Origin of the sequence: Streptomyces sp. NPDC005761 (assembly GCF_040630635.1) — a bacterium.
GTDB lineage: Bacteria > Actinomycetota > Actinomycetes > Streptomycetales > Streptomycetaceae > Streptomyces.
This window is the reverse complement of record NZ_JBEXXX010000001.1, coordinates 1-20,756: the sequence shown is the minus strand read 5'-3', so window position 1 is coordinate 20,756 and position 20,756 is coordinate 1. Positions and strand designations below refer to the sequence as shown.

At 70.3% G+C, this 20,756-nt stretch carries 21 protein-coding genes and 2 rRNA genes; 6 read left to right on the top strand and 17 right to left on the bottom strand.

Features of this window, described 5'->3' with window-relative positions:
- Positions 1 to 2: 2 nt before the first annotated feature.
- The gene (locus ABZ434_RS00115; RefSeq protein ID WP_359130907.1) at positions 3 to 398 is read right to left on the bottom strand and encodes an ATP-binding protein; all 396 of its coding nucleotides are present in this window, start codon (positions 396 to 398) and stop codon (positions 3 to 5) included.
- Between the two features lie 152 nt (positions 399 to 550).
- Between ABZ434_RS00115 and ABZ434_RS00110 the strand changes: the two genes are divergently transcribed.
- The 3 genes from ABZ434_RS00110 (at position 551) to ABZ434_RS00100 (ending at position 2,787) form a co-directional block, all read left to right on the top strand.
- On the top strand, positions 551 to 1,336 hold the full coding sequence (locus tag ABZ434_RS00110; protein ID WP_359130906.1) for a helix-turn-helix transcriptional regulator: 786 nt from the start codon (positions 551 to 553) through the stop codon (positions 1,334 to 1,336).
- Positions 1,333 to 1,572, top strand: a complete 240-nt coding sequence (locus ABZ434_RS00105) for a DUF397 domain-containing protein (protein ID WP_359130905.1) — start codon at positions 1,333 to 1,335, stop codon at positions 1,570 to 1,572. The genes ABZ434_RS00110 and ABZ434_RS00105 overlap by 4 nt, the downstream gene beginning before the upstream one ends.
- Before the next feature lie 171 nt (positions 1,573 to 1,743).
- A complete protein-coding gene (locus ABZ434_RS00100; RefSeq protein ID WP_359130904.1) occupies positions 1,744 to 2,787 on the top strand; it encodes an SGNH/GDSL hydrolase family protein in 1,044 nt (347 codons plus the stop codon).
- Positions 2,788 to 2,983: 196 nt separating this feature from the next.
- Here ABZ434_RS00100 and hemB read toward each other — a convergent pair whose 3' ends face one another.
- From hemB to ABZ434_RS00070, 6 genes are all read right to left on the bottom strand, one after another.
- Positions 2,984 to 3,982 (bottom strand): porphobilinogen synthase, encoded by a 999-nt coding sequence (hemB, locus tag ABZ434_RS00095; protein WP_359130903.1) that lies wholly within the window; start codon positions 3,980 to 3,982, stop codon positions 2,984 to 2,986.
- Between the two features lie 133 nt (positions 3,983 to 4,115).
- Complete coding sequence (locus ABZ434_RS00090) at positions 4,116 to 5,783, bottom strand: bifunctional uroporphyrinogen-III C-methyltransferase/uroporphyrinogen-III synthase (RefSeq protein WP_359130902.1); 1,668 nt, start codon at positions 5,781 to 5,783, stop codon at positions 4,116 to 4,118.
- Positions 5,780 to 6,766: a hydroxymethylbilane synthase gene (gene hemC, locus ABZ434_RS00085; RefSeq protein WP_359130901.1), complete on the bottom strand. Its 987-nt coding sequence runs from the start codon at positions 6,764 to 6,766 to the stop codon at positions 5,780 to 5,782. The genes ABZ434_RS00090 and hemC overlap by 4 nt, the downstream gene beginning before the upstream one ends.
- Positions 6,763 to 8,259 carry a glutamyl-tRNA reductase gene (locus tag ABZ434_RS00080; protein ID WP_359130898.1) on the bottom strand — a complete coding sequence of 499 codons (1,497 nt, stop codon included), beginning with the start codon at positions 8,257 to 8,259 and terminating at the stop codon, positions 6,763 to 6,765. The genes hemC and ABZ434_RS00080 overlap by 4 nt, the downstream gene beginning before the upstream one ends.
- Positions 8,256 to 9,023, bottom strand: coding sequence for a redox-sensing transcriptional repressor Rex (locus tag ABZ434_RS00075; RefSeq protein ID WP_359130897.1), 768 nt, complete (start codon positions 9,021 to 9,023; stop codon positions 8,256 to 8,258). Before ABZ434_RS00075 ends, ABZ434_RS00080 begins: the two co-directional genes overlap by 4 nt.
- 272 nt (positions 9,024 to 9,295) lie before the next feature.
- Complete coding sequence (locus ABZ434_RS00070; RefSeq protein ID WP_359130895.1) at positions 9,296 to 9,571, bottom strand: glutaredoxin family protein; 276 nt, start codon at positions 9,569 to 9,571, stop codon at positions 9,296 to 9,298.
- Between the two features lie 314 nt (positions 9,572 to 9,885).
- Between ABZ434_RS00070 and ABZ434_RS00065 the strand changes: the two genes are divergently transcribed.
- From ABZ434_RS00065 to ABZ434_RS00055, 3 genes are all read left to right on the top strand, one after another.
- On the top strand, positions 9,886 to 10,839 hold the full coding sequence (locus ABZ434_RS00065) for an HAD-IB family hydrolase (RefSeq protein ID WP_359130893.1): 954 nt from the start codon (positions 9,886 to 9,888) through the stop codon (positions 10,837 to 10,839).
- 350 nt (positions 10,840 to 11,189) lie between these two features.
- Positions 11,190 to 11,966 (top strand): ECF subfamily RNA polymerase sigma factor, BldN family, encoded by a 777-nt coding sequence (locus ABZ434_RS00060; protein ID WP_359130891.1) that lies wholly within the window; start codon positions 11,190 to 11,192, stop codon positions 11,964 to 11,966.
- A gap of 228 nt (positions 11,967 to 12,194) precedes the next feature.
- Positions 12,195 to 13,391 carry a DUF5667 domain-containing protein gene (locus tag ABZ434_RS00055; RefSeq protein WP_359130890.1) on the top strand — a complete coding sequence of 399 codons (1,197 nt, stop codon included), beginning with the start codon at positions 12,195 to 12,197 and terminating at the stop codon, positions 13,389 to 13,391.
- Positions 13,392 to 13,569: 178 nt separating this feature from the next.
- Here ABZ434_RS00055 and ABZ434_RS00050 read toward each other — a convergent pair whose 3' ends face one another.
- The 10 genes from ABZ434_RS00050 to ABZ434_RS00005 all read right to left on the bottom strand — a co-directional run.
- Positions 13,570 to 14,595 (bottom strand): lysophospholipid acyltransferase family protein, encoded by a 1,026-nt coding sequence (locus ABZ434_RS00050; RefSeq protein ID WP_359130888.1) that lies wholly within the window; start codon positions 14,593 to 14,595, stop codon positions 13,570 to 13,572.
- A 15-nt stretch (positions 14,596 to 14,610) separates the two neighbouring features.
- On the bottom strand, positions 14,611 to 15,678 hold the full coding sequence (locus ABZ434_RS00045) for an NAD-dependent epimerase/dehydratase family protein (RefSeq protein WP_359130887.1): 1,068 nt from the start codon (positions 15,676 to 15,678) through the stop codon (positions 14,611 to 14,613).
- A gap of 245 nt (positions 15,679 to 15,923) precedes the next feature.
- Complete coding sequence (locus ABZ434_RS00040) at positions 15,924 to 16,022, bottom strand: AURKAIP1/COX24 domain-containing protein (RefSeq protein ID WP_003948845.1); 99 nt, start codon at positions 16,020 to 16,022, stop codon at positions 15,924 to 15,926.
- A gap of 110 nt (positions 16,023 to 16,132) precedes the next feature.
- Entirely contained in the window at positions 16,133 to 16,345 is a 213-nt protein-coding gene (locus ABZ434_RS00035) for a helix-turn-helix domain-containing protein (protein ID WP_123460011.1), read from the bottom strand.
- A 128-nt stretch (positions 16,346 to 16,473) separates the two neighbouring features.
- Positions 16,474 to 17,289, bottom strand: coding sequence for a phosphatase (locus tag ABZ434_RS00030; RefSeq protein ID WP_359130885.1), 816 nt, complete (start codon positions 17,287 to 17,289; stop codon positions 16,474 to 16,476).
- A 94-nt stretch (positions 17,290 to 17,383) separates the two neighbouring features.
- Positions 17,384 to 18,553 (bottom strand): acetoin utilization protein AcuC, encoded by a 1,170-nt coding sequence (locus ABZ434_RS00025; protein ID WP_359130884.1) that lies wholly within the window; start codon positions 18,551 to 18,553, stop codon positions 17,384 to 17,386.
- Positions 18,522 to 19,727: an MFS transporter gene (locus ABZ434_RS00020; protein ID WP_359130883.1), complete on the bottom strand. Its 1,206-nt coding sequence runs from the start codon at positions 19,725 to 19,727 to the stop codon at positions 18,522 to 18,524. Before ABZ434_RS00020 ends, ABZ434_RS00025 begins: the two co-directional genes overlap by 32 nt.
- 42 nt (positions 19,728 to 19,769) lie before the next feature.
- Complete coding sequence (locus ABZ434_RS00015; protein WP_359130882.1) at positions 19,770 to 20,414, bottom strand: HAD family hydrolase; 645 nt, start codon at positions 20,412 to 20,414, stop codon at positions 19,770 to 19,772.
- Between the two features lie 73 nt (positions 20,415 to 20,487).
- A 5S ribosomal RNA gene (gene rrf, locus ABZ434_RS00010) occupies positions 20,488 to 20,604 on the bottom strand.
- Positions 20,605 to 20,683: 79 nt separating this feature from the next.
- Positions 20,684 to 20,756: ribosomal RNA gene (locus ABZ434_RS00005) — 23S ribosomal RNA — on the bottom strand; the annotation flags it as partial.

The window sequence follows — 20,756 nt, the reverse complement described above, 5'->3', positions numbered from 1 at the left end:
CCTCACCCGAACTCGCACCACACGACCTTCCCGGGCACCCGCTCGCCCACCCCCCACCGGTCCGCCAGCGCCTCCACGATCACCAGCCCCCGCCCCGACTCCCCGTCGGGCTCCCGCACCCCGGGCTCCCCGTCGCCGCTGTCGTGCACCTCGACCCGGACCTGTCCCCCGTCCCGCAGCCACAGCATCACCTTGTACCCACGCCCGGGTGGCACCCCGTGCACCAGCGCGTTGGTGGCCAGTTCGCTCACACACACCAGCACCTCGTCCGCCCGCGCCTCACCGAACCCCCAGTCGGCCAGCACGCTCCGTACGAACTCCCGGGCGGCCGGGACCGACCGGCGCTCACGCCGGAAGAACCGCTCGCACAGCAGCGGGAGTTGCATCGTCTCGTTCATGGAGCGAGCGTCACACTCGGTGACTAGGCTGTCGCAGTGCGCGCGCCCGTACAGATTTCTTGTACGGGCCCTGCGCGCGTGAAGCACGAATGCGGGTGGGAAGTGGGGACCGTATGCAACCCAGGAATCGGCAGCGTAAGAACGCGTCGGCGATGAGGCTGGTGGGCGCGTTGGTTGCCCAGTTCCGCACCGCGGCCGGGCTGACCCAGCGCCAACTGGCCGAACGGACCTGCATCCAGCCGGAGACCGTCGCCTCCATCGAACAGGGCAGACGCGCCCTCCAACTGCCGCTGGCGCGCCGCATGGACACCCTGCTGGAGACGAAGGGGGCGCTGGCGACGGCGGTGGAGAACATGCCGGAGGTGGACCTGATCCCGGCATGGGCGGAGGAGTACATGGACCTGGAGCGGGAGGCACTCGCCCTGTCCTGGTACGACAACCAGGTCGTTCCCGGGCTCCTCCAGACGCAGGCGTACGCGCGTGCGGTGTTCCGCAACAGGGTTCCGGTCTTCAGCGAGGAGAAGATCGGGGACCAGACCGCAGGGCGCCTGGGACGGCAGGAGATCCTGCGGCGCGCCCAGCCTCCGACCGTCAGCTTCGTGATCTGGGAGCCGGTCGTGAGACTGCAACTCGTCGACGACGAGGAGCATGCGGAGCAGCTGCGGCACCTGCGCGCATGCGCCGCGCTTCCCGGCATCTGCCTCCAGGTACTCCCCCTGAACCACCGCACACACGCCGGGCTCGACGGGCCCTTCACCCTGCTGGAGACACCGGACTACCAGCACGTCGCCTACTCGGAAACACAGCGCGGCAGCCTGCTCGTCTCCGACCCCGACGAGGTCAGCATCCTGTCCCAGAAATATGCGATGCTGCGAGCTCAGGCCCTCAACCCCGAAGACACCGTGGGCCTGTTGGACAGCCTGCTGGGAGAGCAATGAGCACCACATACACGTGGTTCAAGTCCAGCTACAGCGGCAGCGAGGGTGGCGCCTGCCTCGAAGTCGCCTACGACTGGCAGAAGTCGAGCTACAGCGGCAGCGAAGGCGGGCAGTGCGTAGAGATCGCCGCGCACCCCGCCGCCGTCCACGTCCGCGACTCCAAGAACCCCGAGGGCCCCACGCTCACCCTCGCCCCCACCGCCTGGACGGCCTTCGCCGCGCACATCGGCTCCTGAACGACGACCGGCCGACACCCGCGCGGCGGTCCGCCTCATCGGGGTGACGGTCACCTCCGGCGCGTCGAGCATGATCCACAAGCACTGGAATATCACGCTCCGTATGTGTATGAATACGGAGCGTGATTTTCTGCTTGCTCACCTTGTGGGTCACTGCGAAAGGGCACAGGCATGTCTTCAGCCATGCGTAAGACGCCGACCACTCCACGGGCACGACGGCTGGCCGCCGCGGTCGCCGCACTGGGCAGCTGCCTGGCACTCGCCGTCCCGGCGGGAACCGCCGACGCGGCCCCCGCCGACCCGGTACCGACCGTCTTCTTCGGCGACTCCTACACCGCCAACTTCGGCATCTCTCCCGTGAACAACATGGACAACGAGAGGGGCTGGTGCTTCCAGGCCACGGAGAACTATCCCGCCGTCGCCACCCGGCGCCTGGCGGACAAGAGCATCACGCTCAACGTCCAGTCGGACGTCTCCTGCGGAGGCGCGCTCGTCGAGAACTTCTGGCGTCAGCAGCCGCTGCCCTTCGGCGCCGGGACGGTGCCGGCGCAGCGGGACGCGCTCAAGGACGACACGAGGCTGATCGTGGGCGGCGTGGGCGGCAACACGTTCGGCTTCACCAGCATCCTCAAGCAGTGCTCCGCCAAGCTCCGGGGTGACGAGGGAAGCGCCCTGCCCGGATCTCCGGTGGACCCGGACAGCGCGGCCGGCGAGTGCGCGGACTTCTTCACGTCCGGCGACGGAAAGGCCTGGCTGGACTACAAGGTCGAGCAGACCGAAGCCGAGCTGGTGGACATGCTCGACGGCATGGGCGCCATCTCCCCGTACGCCGATCGGGTCCTGGTCGGCTACCCCCGGCTCGTGCCCCAGGACCCGGCCAAGTGCGCGACCGCGGCTCCCGGCCAGACGGAACTGCCGTTCGCCGACGTCCCCAATGACGCGCTGCCCGTCCTGGACCAGGCCCAGAAGCGGCTGGACGACGCCATGAAGAAGGCCGCCGACGACACCGGCGCCGACTTCGTCGACCTCTACGCCCACACCGGCAGGAACACGGCGTGCGACGGCGCCGACCGGGGCATCGGCGGCCTGCTGGAGGGCTCCAAGCTCGACTTCTTCGGCTCCCCGATCCCCTGGTACGCGCACCCCAACGAGAAGGGCCGTGACATCCAGGCCGAGCGCGTGGCCACCAAGATCGAGGAAGTGCTCAACCGCTGACGGGGCCGCACAGCCCCGGACCCGGACGATCCCCGTCCCCAGGTGCGCCACACGCCACTGAACAAGGCCCCCGGGCCCACAGCCCGGGGGCCTCACCACAGGCGCGGCCGGCAGACGGCCGGACCGTTCACGAGCCGTCGCCGCCCCCGCGGACCGGCTGCGCTGTGCCCGCCCCGGCCACCGCCTCAGCAGCCGCTCAGGCGCGCCGCAGCTTCTGCGCGACCTCCGTCGCCCAGTACGTCAGGATCATCTGCGCGCCCGCCCGCCGGATCCCGGTCAGGCTCTCCATGATCGCCGCATCGCGGTCGATCCAGCCCTTCTCGGCGGCCGCCTCGATCATCGCGTACTCACCGCTGATCTGGTACGCGGCGACCGGCACGTCCACCGAATCGGCGACCTTCGCCAGGACGTCGAGGTACGGACCGGCCGGCTTCACCATGACCATGTCCGCGCCCTCGGCGAGATCGAGCGCCAGCTCGCGCATCGACTCGCGGAGGTTGGCCGGGTCCTGCTGGTACGTCTTGCGGTCGCCCTTGAGCGAGGAGCCGACAGCCTCGCGGAAGGGGCCGTAGAAGGCGGAGGAGTACTTCGCCGTGTACGCGAGGATCGACACGTCCTCGTACCCGGTCTGGTCCAGGGCGTCGCGGATCACGCCGACCTGGCCGTCCATCATGCCGCTGGGGCCGACCACATGGGCGCCCGCGTCGGCCTGGACCTGGGCCATCTCCGCGTACCGCTCCAGCGTCGCGTCGTTGTCGACCCGCCCGTCCTCGGTCAGCACACCGCAGTGGCCGTGGTCCGTGGTCTCGTCCAGGCAGAGGTCCGACATGACGACGAGATCGTCACCGACCTCCTCGCGCACCGCACGCAGACCGAGCTGGAGGATGCCGTCCGGGTCGGTTCCCGCCGTGCCGCGGGCGTCCTTCTTCTCGTCCAGCGGCACACCGAACAGCATGATCCCCGAGACGCCCGCCGAGACCGCGTCGACCGCGGCCTTCCGCAGGGTGTCCAGGGTGTGCTGCTGCACGCCGGGCATGGCCGAGATGGCGACGGGGGCGTCGATGCCCTCGCGCACGAACGCGGGCAGGATCAGATTCGCCGGGTCGAGCCGTGTCTCGGCGACCATCCGCCGCATCACGGGGGTCGTCCGCAGCCGTCGGGGGCGAGAGCCGGGGAAGTTTCCGTACACAGTCATCCTTCGAGACTAGACCCGCACACATCACGCTCTTACCGACACCTCCGCCGGGAAAGCCCGGCAGGAAACGGCCGGGGCCCGGCCGCTTCACGAAGAAGCGGCCGGGCCCCGGATCCGATGGGACGGCGACGGATCAGGTCGTCGTGCGACGCCGCCGCGCACCCGGACGGCGCTCGCTCGGCCGCGTCACCGGGTCCCCGGCCTCCTTCGCCGCGTCACGGCGCTGCGCGCCGAACTCTGCAAGGGCCTCCGCCAGCTTGTGCACCGAGGGCTCCGGCGCGAGGACGTCCACGCGCAGCCCGTGTTCCTCGGCGGTCTTCGCCGTGGCCGGGCCGATGCACGCGATGATCGTCACGTTGTGCGGCTTGCCGGCGATGCCGACCAGGTTGCGCACGGTCGAGGACGAGGTGAAGAGCACCGCGTCGAAACCGCCGCCCTTGATCGCCTCACGCGTGTCGGCGGGCGGCGGCGAGGCGCGCACCGTGCGGTACGCGGTGACGTCGTCGACCTCCCAGCCCAGCTCGATGAGCCCGGCCACCAGCGTCTCGGTGGCGATGTCGGCACGCGGCAGGAAGACGCGGTCGATCGGGTCGAAGACCGGGTCGTACGGCGGCCAGTCCTCCAGCAGACCCGCGGCCGACTGCTCGCCCGAGGGCACCAGGTCCGGCTTCACACCGAAGTCGACGAGCGCGGCGGCGGTCTGCTCGCCGACGGCCGCGACCTTGATCCCGGCGAAGGCACGGGCGTCGAGCCCGTACTCCTCGAACTTCTCCCGGACGGCCTTCACGGCGTTCACCGAGGTGAACGCGATCCACTCGTAGCGGCCCGTGACCAGGCCCTTGACCGCCCGCTCCATCTGCTGCGGAGTACGCGGCGGCTCGACGGCGATCGTCGGGACCTCGTGCGGCACGGCGCCGTAGGAACGAAGCTGGTCGGAGAGAGAGGCCGCCTGCTCCTTCGTCCGCGGCACGAGGACCTTCCAGCCGAACATCGGCTTGGACTCGAACCACGCGAGCTGGTCGCGCTGGGCGGCGGAGCTGCGCTCCCCGACCACGGCTATGACGGGCTGGTGCCCGTCCGGCGACGGCAGGATCTTGCCCTGCTTGAAGACCTGCGCGATCGTGCCGAGCGTCGCCGTCCAGGTGCGCTGGCGCGTCGTCGTACCGGCGACCGTCACGGTCAGCGGGGTGTCGGGCTTGCGGCCCGCCGAGACCAGCTCACCGGCAGCCGCGGCCACCGCGTCGAGCGACGTCGAGATCACGCACGTGGAGTCGCTGGCGCCGACCTCGCTCCAGCAACGGTCCGAGGCGGTGCGGGCGTCGATGAACCGGACGTCCGCGCCCTGCGCGTCGCGCAGCGGCACCCCGGCGTACGCGGGCACGCCCACGGCGTTGGCGACACCCGGCACGACCTCGAAGGGAATACCCGCGGCGGCGCAGGCCAGCATCTCGCCGCCCGCGCTGCCGTCGAGACCGGGATCGCCGGCGACGGCACGGACGACCCGCCTGCCGCCCTTGGCGGCCTCCATGACAAGATTGACCGCATCCCTGAGAACGGGAACACCGGCGGCTGTTGACTGCGCGTCAACAACCGTCAGTTCAGGCGTGCTTACGCCTGCCCGCGCATGGCTGCGGACGACGCCGAGAACGTCCGGCTCGGCGACAAGAACGTCCGCGCTCGCAAGCGCCTCGACGGCGCGCAGAGTCAGCAGTCCCGGGTCGCCGGGACCGGCGCCGAGGAAGGTGACGTGCCCTGCGGACAGGACCGGGTATTCGGATGCGGCGTGGCCGGTGGGGCTCAAAGTGCTCGCTCCCCCATAAGACCGGCCGCACCCTTGGCGAGCATCTCGGCCGCGAGTTCGCGACCGAGGGCCGCCGCGTCGTCGTGCGACGTGGGGACGGGACCGGTGGTGGACATCTGTACCAGCGAGGAACCGTCGATGGAACCGACGACACCGCGCAGGCGCAGTTCGTTGACAGCCTGGCCGTCGGCCAGGAGGTCGGCCAGCGCACCCACAGGTGCGGAGCAGCCGGCCTCCAGGGCGGCGAGCAGGGATCGCTCGGCGGTCACGGCGACCCGGGTGTACGGGTCGTCGAGCTCGGCGAGCGCGGCGGCGAGGTCGGCGCTGCTCGCAGCGCACTCGATCGCCAGTGCTCCCTGGCCGGGAGCGGGCAGAACGGTGTCGACCGACAGGAAATCGGTCACCTCACCGCTCCGTCCGAGGCGGCTGAGCCCGGCCGCGGCGAGTACCACCGCGTCGAGTTCACCGCTTCGCACAAATCCGATACGCGTATCGACGTTGCCGCGGATCGGCACGGTCTCTATGTCGAGGCCGTGACTGCGGGCGTACGCGTTGAGCTGCGCCATGCGGCGCGGCGAGCCGGTGCCGACGCGGGCGCCGGACGGAAGCTGCTCGAAGGTCAGCCCGTCGCGCGCCACCAGCGCGTCGCGCGGGTCCTCACGGACCGGCACTGCGGCCAGCACGAGGTCCTCGGGCTGCGCGGTCGGCAGGTCCTTGAGCGAGTGGACGGCGAAGTCCACCTCGCCGCGCAGCAGCGCCTCGCGCAGTGCGGCGACGAAGACACCGGTCCCGCCGATCTGCGCGAGGTGCTCGCGCGAGGTGTCCCCGTACGTGGTGATCTCGACGAGTTCGACGGCGCGCCCGGTCACCTCGCTGACCGCGTCGGCCACGAGGCCCGACTGCGCCATGGCGAGCTTGCTGCGCCGGGTCCCCAGCCTCAGCGGCCGGTTGGCCCCCGCGCCCAGGGGTGAGTTGTCGGTCATGACCGCCCTCGATTCGGGTCGTTCAGGTCTGCCCGGGAGACGGCTGCGACCGTCTGCGGGTCGAGGTCGAAGAGTTCCCGCAGCGCATCGGCGTACCCGGCGCCGCCGGGCTCGCTGGCGAGCTGCTTGACCCGCACGGTGGGCGCGTGCAGGAGCTTGTCGACGACGCGGCGCACGGTCTGCGAGATCTCGGCGCGCTGCTTCTCGTCCAGGTCGGGGAGGCGGCCGTCCAGCCGGGCGATCTCGCCCGCGACCACTCCGGCTGCCATCGTGCGCAGGGCGACGACGGTGGGAGTGATGTGGGCGGCGCGCTGGGCGGCACCGAAGGCGGCGACCTCGTCGGCGACGATGGTGCGCACCTGGTCCACATCGGCGGCCATCGGGGCGTCCGCGGACGCCTCCGCGAGCGACTCGATGTCGACGAGGCGCACACCGTCGAGGCGGGCCGCGCCGCCGTCGATGTCGCGCGGCATGGCGAGGTCCAGCAGGGCGAGCCGGACGGGGCCGGTGGACTGCGCGGGGATCCGGCGGACGGCCTGGGCCTGTGCGGTCGTGGTGGCGGAACCGTTCTCCACCCACGCCGCGTGCTGCGCGTCCGGCTCGGCGAGCGGCGCCGGCACGGGCAGGACGGGCACCTCGTGCGCGGGGTCGAAGTCCAGCCCGAGCGCACCGGCGACGGCCTCGGCGCTCAGGACGAGCCCGGTGGCTCCGGTGCAGGAGACGACGACGTCGGCACGTGTCAGTTCGTCGGAGACGGCGGCCATCTCCACGGCGTGGGCGGCCACGCCGGTACCGCCGGCCTGGTTGAGGATCTCGACCAGACGGTCTGCGCGGGCGCGGGTGCGGTTGGCGACGACGATCTCGGCGACACCGGTACGGGCCAGGGTCGCGGCGGCCAGCGAGGACATCGAGCCCGCGCCGATCACCAGGGCACGCTTGCCCGTGGCCCAGGCCACGGGGTCGCGCCCGTCGGCGAGCTGCTCCAGACCGAAGGTGACGAGCGACTGCCCGGCCCGGTCGATCCCGGTCTCGCTGTGAGCGCGCTTGCCGACCCGCAGGGCCTGCTGGAAGAGGTCGTTCAGCAGCCGTCCTGCGGTGTGGAGCTCCTGCCCCAGGGCCAGCGCGTCCTTGATCTGGCCGAGGATCTGGCCCTCGCCCACGACCATCGAGTCCAGCCCACAGGCCACCGAGAAGAGGTGGTGGACGGCCCGGTCCTCGTAGTGCACATAGAGATACGGAGTGAGCTCGTCCAGACCGACGCCGCTGTGCTGGGCGAGGAGGGTGGACAGCTCGGCGACGCCCGCGTGGAACTTGTCCACGTCGGCGTACAGCTCGATGCGGTTGCAGGTGGCAAGGACGGCGGCCTCGGCCGCGGGTTCCGCGGCAAGGGTGTCCTGCAGCAGCTTGGCCTGGCTGTCGGCGGACAGCGAGGCCCGCTCCAGCACGGAGACGGGGGCGCTGCGGTGACTCAGTCCTACGACGAGGAGACTCATGCCGGCATCACGGCGGGCATGTCCCCGTCGGGTCCCTTCCGGCTGCTGGTCGTGGCGCGCACGGGCGGCGCGGCAGGGTCGGGGCCGCTGTCGGCGGCCTCCTCGCCGGCCTTGCGCTGCTCGTGGAAGGCGAGGATCTGCAGCTCGATGGAGAGGTCGACCTTGCGGACGTCGACGCCGTCGGGCACCGAGAGCACGGTCGGAGCGAAGTTCAGGATGGAGGTGACGCCCGCGGCGACCAGCCGGTCGCAGACCTGCTGGGCAGCGCCGGGCGGCGTGGTGATCACGCCGATCGAGACGCCGTTCTCGCTGATGATGCGGTCCATGTCGTCGGCGTGCTGGACGGGGATCCCGGCGACCGGCGTTCCGGCCATCGCGGGATCGGCGTCGATCAGTGCGGCGACCCGGAACCCGCGGGAGGCGAAACCGCCGTAGTTGGCGAGGGCCGCGCCGAGGTTACCGATGCCGACGATGGCGACCGGCCAGTCCTGCGTGAGGCCGAGCTCGCGGGAGATCTGGTAGACGAGGTACTCGACGTCGTAGCCGACGCCGCGCGTACCGTACGAACCGAGATAGCTGAAGTCCTTGCGCAGCTTCGCGGAGTTGACCCCCGCCGCCGCGGCGAGCTCCTCGGAGGAGACCGTGGGGACCGAACGCTCGGAGAGCGCGGTCAGCGCGCGGAGATACAGCGGAAGTCGGGCGACGGTGGCCTCGGGAATTCCTCGGCTACGGGTCGCCGGTCGGTGATTTCGGCCAGTTGCCACGGTGCTCCTGCGGGATGAGCGGGGCTGCAGGCGGCCGTATGTCCCAAGACCGCCCCGTCGAATGCAGGCTATGTCTTTGTGAACGCGTGCACAAAGATAGTGTCCGTTTTGTCCGGTCAAAGTGACCGGGGTCACGCGCATCCGTCGCGCGATCCAGGAACCACGGATCGCATCAGCCCGTTGCAGGCCCGAAGGGGGCAAAGCGGAACACACTCCTCACAGCCACGCCCCCGAGACCACTCAAAACGCCCACGATGGTAACCAGGTTTCACTCAGGAAAGCAGCGCGCTGCGCAGTCTTGCCGGGTCCACCCGCCAGAACGTGTGCTGTTCGTTATCTACGAGGACCACGGGGATCTGCTCCCAGTACTCCTTGTACAACTCCTCGTCCCGGGTGATGTCCTTCTCCTCCCAGGACGCGCCGGTCTCCTCGCAGACCGACCGCACCACCTCCCTGGCGTCGTCACAGAGGTGACACCCCGGCTTACCGACCAGGGTCACCACACGGTCGGCGGGCTTCTTCTTCGTACGACGCAGCAGCGCACTCATACCTTTCATTCTGCGCCGCCCCCGGGCCTGCACCCGCCCACGGACTGCCCCGCACTTCCTGATGGATCAGCGCGCGACGTGGGATGCGGTGCATCGCAAGGCGGAGAGCGGCCCGCATGCTGGACACATCGGGGCGTTTCGACAAGGCGGCGAGGTGCCGTAGCTGTCGTCGTGCGCCCGCCAGGAATTGCGGGACAGCCCTTGCTCCCGGATACGCCCCCGGGTCGCCCGCGCAACACGCCGGTCCCCGAGTGTTCACGCCACCGCATCACGGCAGGTCGGGAAGGGGCGGGGCGACTGGCTATGCTCACGGCATGGCCGCTCTTGGATGGCTCACACCGCGTAGGCGTTCCGCGACAGCACGGAGCGTGCTGGCAGGCGAAGCAGCGGCGGAGGCAGCACGGAAGTCCTCGCTCGCCGCCGAGCAGCCCGCCGGCGCCGGCCCCGGCACGCAGTCCGCCGTACGGGACGGGGAGCCCGAATTCCCCGTCGTCGGCGACGACCGCGCCGCCGCCTTCTTCGACCTCGACAACACCGTCATGCAGGGCGCCGCGATCTTCCACTTCGGCCGCGGGCTGTACAAGCGGAAGTTCTTCGAGCGCCGTGAGCTCACCCGGTTCGCCTGGCAGCAGGCCTGGTTCAGGCTGGCCGGCGTCGAGGACCCCGAACACATGCAGGACGCCCGCGACAGCGCCCTGTCCATCGTCAAGGGCCACCGCGTCTCCGAGCTGATGTCGATCGGCGAGGAGATCTACGACGAGTACATGGCCGACCGCATCTGGCCCGGTACCCGCGCACTCGCCCAGGCCCACCTCGACGCCGGCCAGAAGGTCTGGCTGGTGACCGCCGCCCCGGTGGAGACCGCCACGATCATCGCCCGCCGGCTCGGCCTGACCGGAGCGCTGGGCACCGTCGCCGAATCGGTCGACGGCGTCTACACCGGGCGCCTGGTCGGCGAACCGCTGCACGGCCCCGCGAAGGCCGAGGCGGTACGCGCCCTGGCCGCGGCCGAGGGTCTGGACCTGGCCCGCTGCGCGGCGTACAGCGACTCGCACAACGACATCCCGATGCTGTCCCTGGTCGGGCACCCGTACGCGATCAACCCGGACACCAAGCTCCGCAGGCACGCGCGCGCCCTGGACTGGCGGCTGCGCGACTACCGGACCGGCCGCAAGGCGGCCAAGGTCGGCATCCCGGCCGCGGCCGGGGTGGGCGCTCTCGCCGGCGGCACCGCGGCAGCCGTCGCCCTGCGCCGCCGCCGCCACTGACCCGCTCCCCCGGCGGCCCGCCGGGGCCGGGCCACGCCCGGCCCCTGCCGCCAATCGGGACCCCATACCCACCGACCGCTCCGGCCAGTCGGGTTACCCGCACTCGACCACAACCTGTCGCGGCGCATGACAGATCGCGAAGTAATCCGATCAATAAACGGTCACGATGTGCTACTTGATGCGTCGCATAGTCGCTACAGAAGCGACGTAATCGATGATTTGAGCAACTGGGTGTAGCACTGCCTGTACGAAGCGTTATTCTCCTCAGACGCATTCCGGAACCCACCACTCACTACGACGAGTGACGGTTTCGCACTGCACGTGATGGAAGCTCTGCCTCTGGGAGTCCCGTGTACCCACACGTCGGGGTTGACGCCTCGGGCCTGGCTACGCTGCGCGCAACGGTCGCCGACCGCTTGCGCGGCTTCGTCCCCACCGCGTACGCCGTACCCGCCTTTGCCACCCCTGCACCTGCCGGCCCCTGCTACGCCCTGGCTGAACGCAGCGCGGCGGTCGGAAGACGCAGCAACCGCGGCGCAACGACCACGTCCACCGTTCGTCGGCCGACGGCCGACAGCGACAGCGCGCGCATGATGGATCTCGTCGAGCGCGCACAGGCCGGCGAGGCCGACGCCTTCGGCCGCCTCTACGATCAGTACAGCGACACCGTGTACCGCTACATCTACTACCGGGTGGGCGGCAAGGCGACGGCGGAGGACCTCACGAGTGAGACCTTCCTGCGCGCCCTGCGGCGCATCTCCACCTTCACCTGGCAGGGCCGCGACTTCGGCGCCTGGCTGGTCACCATCGCTCGAAATCTGGTCGCCGACCACTTCAAATCCAGTCGCTTCCGACTGGAAGTGACCACCGGCGAGATGCTCGACGCCAACGAGGTCGAGCGCAGCCCCGAGGACTCCGTCCTGGAGTCCCTGTCCAATGCCGCACTGCTCGAAGCCGTGCGCCGACTCAACCCCCAGCAGCAGGAGTGCGTGACCCTGCGCTTCCTGCAGGGCCTCTCGGTCGCCGAGACCGCCCGGGTGATGGGCAAGAACGAGGGCGCGATCAAGACCCTGCAGTACCGCGCCGTCCGTACCCTCGCCCGGCTCCTTCCGGACGATGCCCGCTGACCCCACCACCCCCGGCCGAGTCACCCTCGGCGACGTGTTCATCACACACTGGTCCGATCATCTTTCGTGCGTAACCCAAGTGCCGCGCCACTCGTTGTGCCGGTTGCAGGCTCCCTGTCGTCACGCCATGTCCGCAGACACTCACTCAATCGTGTGGAAGCGCTCAAGGTGTGCAACCTTCCGGACCCACAGGGGAGTCGACCGTCATGACGAGAGGAGGTGCCGCCAGTGATCGCAAACGTTTCGGCACACCGGCGGGCGAACGCCTTCGCCCAGGCCCTGGAGGAGCAGTCGCTCCGCGGTGCGGCGGCCGTACAGCCCGAGGACCCGGCCGAACAGGCCGACCCCGGACCGCTGTTGGCCCTGGCGAACGGCCTCGGTGAGCTACCGAAGCCGGAGTTGGATCCCGAGGTCAAAGTGGTGCAGCGAGCGCAGCTCGTCGCCGCCATGGAGGCCATGTTCGCCGAGGGCGGCGTGTCCGCGGACCCTACGGTGCCCGAACAACGGGGCAAGGGGGCCCACCGGGCCTCGCCACTCCGGAAACTGCGCCCAAGATCCCGCTGGACGAAGGGCCTCGCGGCCGGCGGCCTCACCGTCGGTGTGGCCGCGGGAGCCTTCGGCGGAGTGGCCGCTGCCAGTTCCGACGCCCTGCCGGGTGACTCCCTCTACGGGCTGAAGCGCGGCATGGAGGACATCCACCTCGGCCTGGCCGACGGCGACACGGGCCGCGGCGAGGCCTATCTGGACCAGGCCTCCACCCGGCTCAGCGAGGCCCGCAGGCTGATGGAGCGCGCCCGCTCCGGGGACCTCGACCACGAGCAGCTCGGCGAGGTCAGACGCACGCTCAACGGCATGACCCACGACGCCACCGAGGGCCACCGCCTGCTCCACGCCGCGTACGAACGCGACGGCGCGATCGGCCCCATCCAGACCCTCGACTCCTTCTCCCGCTCCCACCGAGACAGCTGGAGCAGCCTCCGCGACCGCCTCCCCGTACAGCTGACCGACGTCGGCGACCAGGTGAGTTCGGTCTTCGCGGCCATAGACGAAGAGGTCGAACCGCTGCAGTCGCTGCTCCCCCGCCCCCCGGAGACGGACAGCGCATCCAGGGAGGCCGGCACCACCGGCACCGGCTCGGCACCGTCCTCCCGTTCGCACACCCCGTCGCCCTCGTCCCCCGCGGGCACACCCGACAGCAGTACGGGCACCAGCTCCTCGCCCCTGCCGTCGGACTCGGGCAGCACCCCCGCGGACGGCCTGATCGGCGGAGGCGGGGACGGGCTCCTCGACCCGCCGTCGCCCGGCACCACCGCACCGTCGCAGGAGACACCGAGCACGACCCCGTCGCCGGACGTCACCCTGCCGCCGCTGATCCCCGGGCTGATCGGCGGCCTCGGGATCGACGCCCAGGACGACAGGGACTGACGCGATCGCCGGACGGGCCCCACGAGGCCCGTCCGGCACGATCAAGCACGCCCCGGCGACAATCGAGCGCGTCAGGCGGTCGAGGACAGGACGCCCGCCCCGGTACAGCCAGGGCCGGCACCTCCCGGCCCGTCCGGCGATCGAGGACAGGACGCCACGCCCGGGCGCCCCCGCACGCTCAGAAGAACACCGACCGCCGCTGCACCAGCAACTTGTACAGCGTGTGCTGAATCTGCTCCCGCACCTGATCCGTCAGGTTGAACATCAGCATCGGATCCTCCGCCGCCTCCAGCGGATACCCGTCCGTGGCGATCGGCTCACCGAACTGGATCGTCCACTTCGTCGGCAACGGCAGCGCCCCCAACGGCCCCAGCCAGGGGAACGTCGGCGTGATCGGGAAGTACGGGAAGCCCAGCAGCCGCGCCAGCGTCTTCGCGTTGCCGATCATCGGGTAGATCTCCTCCGCCCCCACGATCGAGCACGGCACGATCGGCACCCCGGCCCGCAGCGCCGTGGACACGAAGCCGCCCCGCCCGAAGCGCTGCAGCTTGTACCGCTCGCCGAACGGCTTGCCGATGCCTTTGAACCCCTCGGGCATCACCCCGACGACCTCACCCTGCCGCAACAGCCGCTCCGCGTCCTCCGCGCAGGCCAGCGTGTGCCCGGCCTTGCGGGCCAGCTCGTTCACGACCGGCAGCATGAAGACCAGGTCCGCAGCGAGCAGCCGCAGATGCCGCCCCGCCGGATGGTTGTCGTGCACCGCGACCTGGAGCATCAGCCCGTCCAGCGGCAGCGTCCCCGAGTGGTTGGACACGATGAGCGCCCCGCCGTCCGACGGGATGTTCTCGATGCCCTTCACCTCGACCCGGAAGTACTTCTCGTACACCGGCCGCAGCATCGACATCAGGACCTGGTCGGTGAGCTCCTCGTCGTAACCGAACTCGTCGACGTCGTACTCGCCCGTGACCCGCCGCCGCAGGAACGCGAGCCCGCCGGCGATCCGCCGGTCCCAGCCCCCGCCCGCGCCCTCAGGGGCCACCACGGCCTCCTCGGGCCGCTCCGGCGGCACGGAGGCCGCCGGCTGCCCGGGCAGGGCGCTGACGGACCCTGTGCCGCGTCCCGAGGACCGCCGGCGCGCGGCGCGCGGCACGGCCCCCGACCGCGAACGGTCGTCGTCGAACGGAATGACCTTGGCATCCGCCATCGTCGGTGCGCTCCTCTACCTGGCGCTCGGAGTCGGGTGTGTGTCGCCGCCGCCCCCGGCGAACGGCATCGCGGCCAGTTTGTCGACGGCCCGGCCCACCGCCGCGGGCGGCAGCAGTCCCGGCCCCCGGCTGCGCGCGAAGTCGGCGAAGGTCTCCGCCGTGGAGAACCTCGGCCTGAAGCCCAGGGTCTCGCGCATCTGGACCGTGGAGACCACCCTGCCATGGGTGAGCAACCGGATCTGTTCCGGAGCGAAGTCCGTCATGCCGACGGTACGCAACGCCTGCCCGACCCATGTGACCGCGGGCAGCAGCAGCGGCACCGTCGGCCGCCCCAGCCGCCGCGAGCACTGCGAGAGCAGCAGCACCCCGTCCCCCGCGATGTTGAACGTGCCGCTGTTCAGCGTCCCGCGCCGCGGCTCGCCCGAGGCGATGCCGAGGACGTCCATGACATCGTCCTCGTGGACGAACTGGAGCCTCGGGTCGTACCCGAAGACCGTCGGCAGCACCGGCAGCGAAAGATAGTCGGCGAGCGGCGAGTCCGGGTCCGGGCCCAGGATGTTGGCGAACCTCAGCACGCACACGGCCACGTCGGGCCTGCGGCGCGCGAAGCCCCGTACGTACCCCTCGACCTCCACCGCGTCCTTCGCGAAGCCCCCGCTGGGCAGCGACTTGGCCGGGGTGGTCTCGTGGAACACCGCCGGGTCGCGGGGCGCGGAGCCGTACACACTCGTACTGGACTTGACCACCAGCCGCCGGACGGACGGCGACTTCTGACACGCACCGAGCAGCTGCATCGTGCCGATGACGTTGGTCTCCTTGACCGCGGTGCGCCCCTGGGCCCCGAGCGCCTTGCCGCTGACGTCCAGGTGCACGACGGTGTCGACCGTGTGCTCGGCGAGGACTCTGGCGATGGCGGGCTGGCGGATGTCCGCACGGACGAAGACGGCGTCGCCCAGTTGGTGCCCGGGCGCGACCGCGTCGACCGCGATCACCCGGTCCACGTCCGGATCCCGCTGGATGCGCCGAACGAACCGGCCGCCCAGCTGGCGGGCCGCTCCCGTGACGAGCACGACCTTCCCCAAGATCAGCGCCTTCCGTCGGTATCCCGTGAAGTGGGTCGAAGGAGCGCCCGTTGAAAAGGCACTCCCCCGGTCGTCACCGTAGCGGGTGGATGTTGCCCTGTGACGTCTGCGCGGCGGCCTTGTCCCGCGTCTTGGCCCGAATGTTCGCACCTGCCGCACGAACCGCCGCGTACCGGGCCCGCACAGCACCGCAGCCCTCCCGCCTCATCGGCGAAAGGGCTGCGGATTTCACGAACTGCGTTCGCTTACTTCTTGTTGCGACGCTGAACGCGCGTGCGCTTGAGCAGCTTGCGGTGCTTCTTCTTGGCCATCCGCTTACGCCGCTTCTTGATAACAGAGCCCACGACTACCCTCGCTCACTTCTTCTTCACTGGTGCGGGGCGTCTGGGCCCACACGACCTACGTCGGCCTAGCCTACCCGCCACCGCGTGAGGTACGTAATCCGAGGGGAATGTCAGGCCGTCCCCACCCCCACGAAGGACTCGCGGAGATACTCGTGAACCGCTTGCTCCGGCACCCGGAAGGACCTTCCCACCCGGATCGCCGGCAGATGACCACTGTGCACCAAGCGGTACACGGTCATCTTCGACACTCGCATGACCGAGGCGACTTCCGCCACGGTCAGAAACTTGACCTCGTTGAGAGGCCTCTCGCTGTCAGCAGCCATGACCCACCTGTACCTTCCGCACGAGACGCGCACCGGCTTCCCCTCCGGTGACTCTTCGTCGTTGTGCGCTCACTCCCCAGATTAGGGGCGGGTGATGCGAGTGGGGAAGAGGAGAGACGATCGGCCGCCTACTGTGACAGACACGCCCGATTGAGTACATAGCGCGTCAGAGGCAGGTAGTACGCGGACCGCACGGCGTCGTCGAGCGGAACGGCAACCGCCACCCGGCCCTCCGCCTCTCCGACGAACAGCGCCGGATCGTCCGTATCGGCCAGACCGATGGCCTCGATGCCCAGCTGACCTGCTCCGCAGACCCAGCCGTGGTCCCCCACGACAAGTTCCGGCAGCGGTCCGCGGCCGTCCGCGGCAGCCTCCAGGGCCACCCTCAGCGGCAGCGGCGAGTGGGTGTGTGCGCCGGTGCCACCGCCGGGCACCCGCGCGCCGGGTTCGCGCACCAGCGCGACTCCCCGTACGTAGTCGAGGTTGTACGTGCGTACGCCGAACCGGGTCGTTATGTCGATACGTCGCCCCTGCGCGGGGGTGAGCACGGGACACCCCACCGCCGACAAGGCGTCTGCCAGCGCTGCGTAGAAACCGAGCAGCCGGTGCGGATGTCCCGTCCCGAACAGCACCGGCGCCCGCCGGACCGCGGCATCCGACAACCGCTCGGCAAACGCGTCCAGCCCCGCCATCGTCCGCTCCGGATCGATCACATCGGGCCCCGAGACATGCGCGGGATCATCCGAGACCCCGCACTTGTCGGCCATGAGCCGCAGCAGGTCCAACTCCCCCCAGCCCCCGCCGGGATCGAGCCCGAGCGTCACCCGCGGATCCCTGGCCGCGAACAGCCGATAACTGCGCAGGCTCGTCTCCCGCGAGGTGGCCACGGGCCCGGCAAGCCGGGCCGCCAGCAGATGCGCACGCAGCGCTCCGGTGCTCAACACCCTGCCGATGCTCCCTCACCGACAGCGCCCCCGGGCCAAAACCCGCATCGGGCCCCACAGTTGGCGTAACCGGCACCGCCGAGCCGGCCCGGTATCAGGTCAGGAGCCCCCGCAGCGGAAACGCCGCACGCCGGGTCGCGAGCACTGCCTGGTCCAGCCGGTCGGCGGGGTCGTAACCGTCCTCCCACGCCTTCCACGACGGGGTACGCCCGTCCGTCATCCGCGCCGGCCCCAACTGCCGGGTACGGGCGTAGACCTCGTCGCGCCAGGACGACGGGATCACCGACTCCGGCTCCACCGGCGCGTGCGCGGCGATGCCCACCAGATGCGTCCAGGACCGCGGCACCACGTCCACCACGGCATAACCGCCCCCGCCGAGCGCCACCCAGCGCCCCTCCGCGTGCTCATGGGCCAGGTCGTGACAGGCCGCCATCACGGCCCGCTGCGCGTCGAGCGACACCGCAAGGTGGGCCAGCGGGTCCTCGAAGTGCGTATCGGCCCCGTGCTGCGTCACGAGGACCTGCGGCCGGAAGTCCGCGAGCAGTTCAGGAACCACCGCGTGGAACGCCCGCAGCCACCCCGCGTCCCCCGTACCGGCAGGCAGCGCCACATTGACCGCACCGCCCTCGCCCGCCCCGGCCCCGGTCTCCTCCGGCCAGCCGGTCTGCGGGAAAAGGGTGCGCGGGTGCTCGTGCAGCGAGACCGTCAGAACCCTCGGGTCCTCCCAGAACGCCGCCTGCACCCCGTCCCCGTGATGCACGTCCACATCGACGTACGCGACCCGCTCCGCCCCCAGTTCCAGCAGCCGCGCGATGGCGAGCGCCGGATCGTTGTAGATGCAGAAACCCGCCGCCCCGCCGGGCATGGCGTGATGGAGCCCGCCGGTGAAGTTCACGGCGTGAGCGGTCTCGCCCCGCCACACGGCCTCGGCCGCGGCCACCGACTGACCGGCGATCAGCGCGGACACCTCGTGCATGCCGGCGAACGCGGGATCGTCCGTCGTCCCGATCCCGTAGCTCTGGTCCGCTGCCCGTGGATCGGCGGAGGCCGCCCGCACGGCCGCCACGTAGTCCGGCCGGTGCACCAGCCGCAGCGTCGAGTCACCGGCAGCCTTGGCCGACACCACGTCCACCGCCCGGTCCAGCCCGAACGCCCGCACCAGCCCCATCGTCAGGGCGAGCCTGACCGGGTCCATGGGATGACTGTCCCCGAAGTCGTATCCCGTTACTGCGTCATCCCACATCAACTGTGCGCGGCCGCTCATGCCCGCCACCGTATCGGGCGGGCTCCGCGCCGAACGACTTGGCGTACACCAGCGTCGCGAGCACCAGCACCATCGGCACGAGCATCGCGCCCCGGTAGCTCCACGCATCCCCGAGCGCCCCCACCAGGGGCGAGCCCACGAGGAACCCCACGTAGTTGAAGATGTTCAGCCGGGCGATGGCGGTATCGCTCGCCCCCGGGAACATCCGCCCGGCGGCCGCGAACGTCTGCGGCACGATCACACAGAGCCCGAGCCCCAGCATGGTGAACCCGAGCATCCCCACCCAGGCCCCGCCCGCGACGGCCACCACCCCGAACCCCGCCGCGGCCAGCACACTCCCCGACCGCACCACGGCCACCGCACCGAACCGCCGCACCCCGAAGTCCCCGACGGCCCGCCCGAGCAGCGTCGTCACCATGTAGACGTTGTACGGGACGGTCGAGAGCTGCTCAGAACTCCCCAGCACGTCCTGGAGGTACTTCGCGCTCCAGTTGGAGACCGTCGAATCCCCGATGTACGCGAAGCACATCACCAGACAGAGCGGCATCAGCAGCTTGAAGGAGACCGAACCGGCCTTCCCTCGTTCCGCGCCCTGGGGCAGCTCCTCGTCCTGCTTCCCCTCGACGTACCACCGGCTCCCGATGAACGCGACGGGCAGCAGCACCACGACCGCCGGAAGGTAGGAGACCAGCAGCGACAGGTCCCAGTGCGCCCCGGCCCACGCCATGGACGCCCCGGCGATCCCGCCCAGGCTGTACGCGGCGTGGAAGCCGAGCATGATGGAGCGCCCGTACGCCCGCTGGAGGCTGACCCCCATCATGTTCATGGAGGCGTCCAGCGCGCCGACGGCCAGACCGAACACACCGAGCGCAAGGGCCGCTTGCCATACCTCGCTGCCCGCCCCGACGCCGAGCAGCGCGAGCAGCACGAGCGGCTGCGCCCACCGCAGGACCACCCTCGGCCGTACCCGCGCCACCACCTTCTCGGTGAGCACGCTGCCCACACCGGCCAGGATCGGCACAGCGGCGAGGAACACGGGCAGCAGGCCGTCGGATATCCCGTACCGGTCCTGAATGGCGGGTATCCGCGTCACGAGGAGAGCGAAGGTGACGCCCTGCACGAAGAAGCTCAACGCGAGGGAGGCTCTGCCGTGCCGCAAACGTGCATCTGTCATGGGCGCGAGCGTAGGGCCAGTCTCTACCCATGGGTAGAGACGTCAGGCAAGCAATTCCCGCAGCTGTCCCATGTCGGAGAAATGCCCGGTCACCCCGGCCAGGCGGTCCGCCGGCATCATGGACGTGAAGCCGTACACATCCATGCCCGCGGCCCTGGCCGCTTCCACCCCGAGCGGGCTGTCCTCGATGACGACGCAGCGTTCGGGAGCGACACCCATCCGCTCGGCGGCGAGGAGGAACAGATCGGGCGCCGGCTTCCCCCGGCCCACGTCCTCGGCCGAGAAGATCCACTCCTCCTCGAACCACTGGTCGAGCCCTGTCTTGCGGTGGCTGACGCGGATCCGCTCGTGACTGCTGGAGGAGGCGACGCAGTACGGGATCCCGTCGGCGACGAGCTCCCCCAGCACCTCCTCCACGCCGGGAACGGGCACGAGCTCCCGCTCGAAGGCGGCGAAGATCCGGGCGTGGAGCGTGTCGTCGAAGTCCGCGGGCAGCTTCTCCCCGCCCCGCTCCTCGACGAGGTCGTGCACCCGGTGCACGGCGGACCCCATGTAGTCGCGGAGGGACTCCTCGTACGAGGTGGGGTGCCCGAGCTCAGTGAGGTAGCCGGCCAGGATGGTGTTGGAGATCGGCTCGCTGTCCACGAGCACACCGTCGTTGTCGAAGATGACCAGTTCGTAGCGCATGTCACGACCTTAAACGGTCGGAACGCAGAAAAGCCCCGTGCCACAAGGGCACGGGGCTTAACTATCAAAAGGAGTTCGGCGGCGTCCTACTCTCCCACAGGGTCCCCCCTGCAGTACCATCGGCGCTGAAAGGCTTAGCTTCCGGGTTCGGAATGTAACCGGGCGTTTCCCTAACGCAATGACCACCGAAACACTATGAAATTAACCAACACCGGATGAAAACACGGCCGTTCGTTATTTCAGAACTAACACAGTGGACGCGAGCAACTGAGGACAAGCCCTCGGCCTATTAGTACCAGTCAGCTCCACCCGTTACCGGGCTTCCACATCTGGCCTATCAAC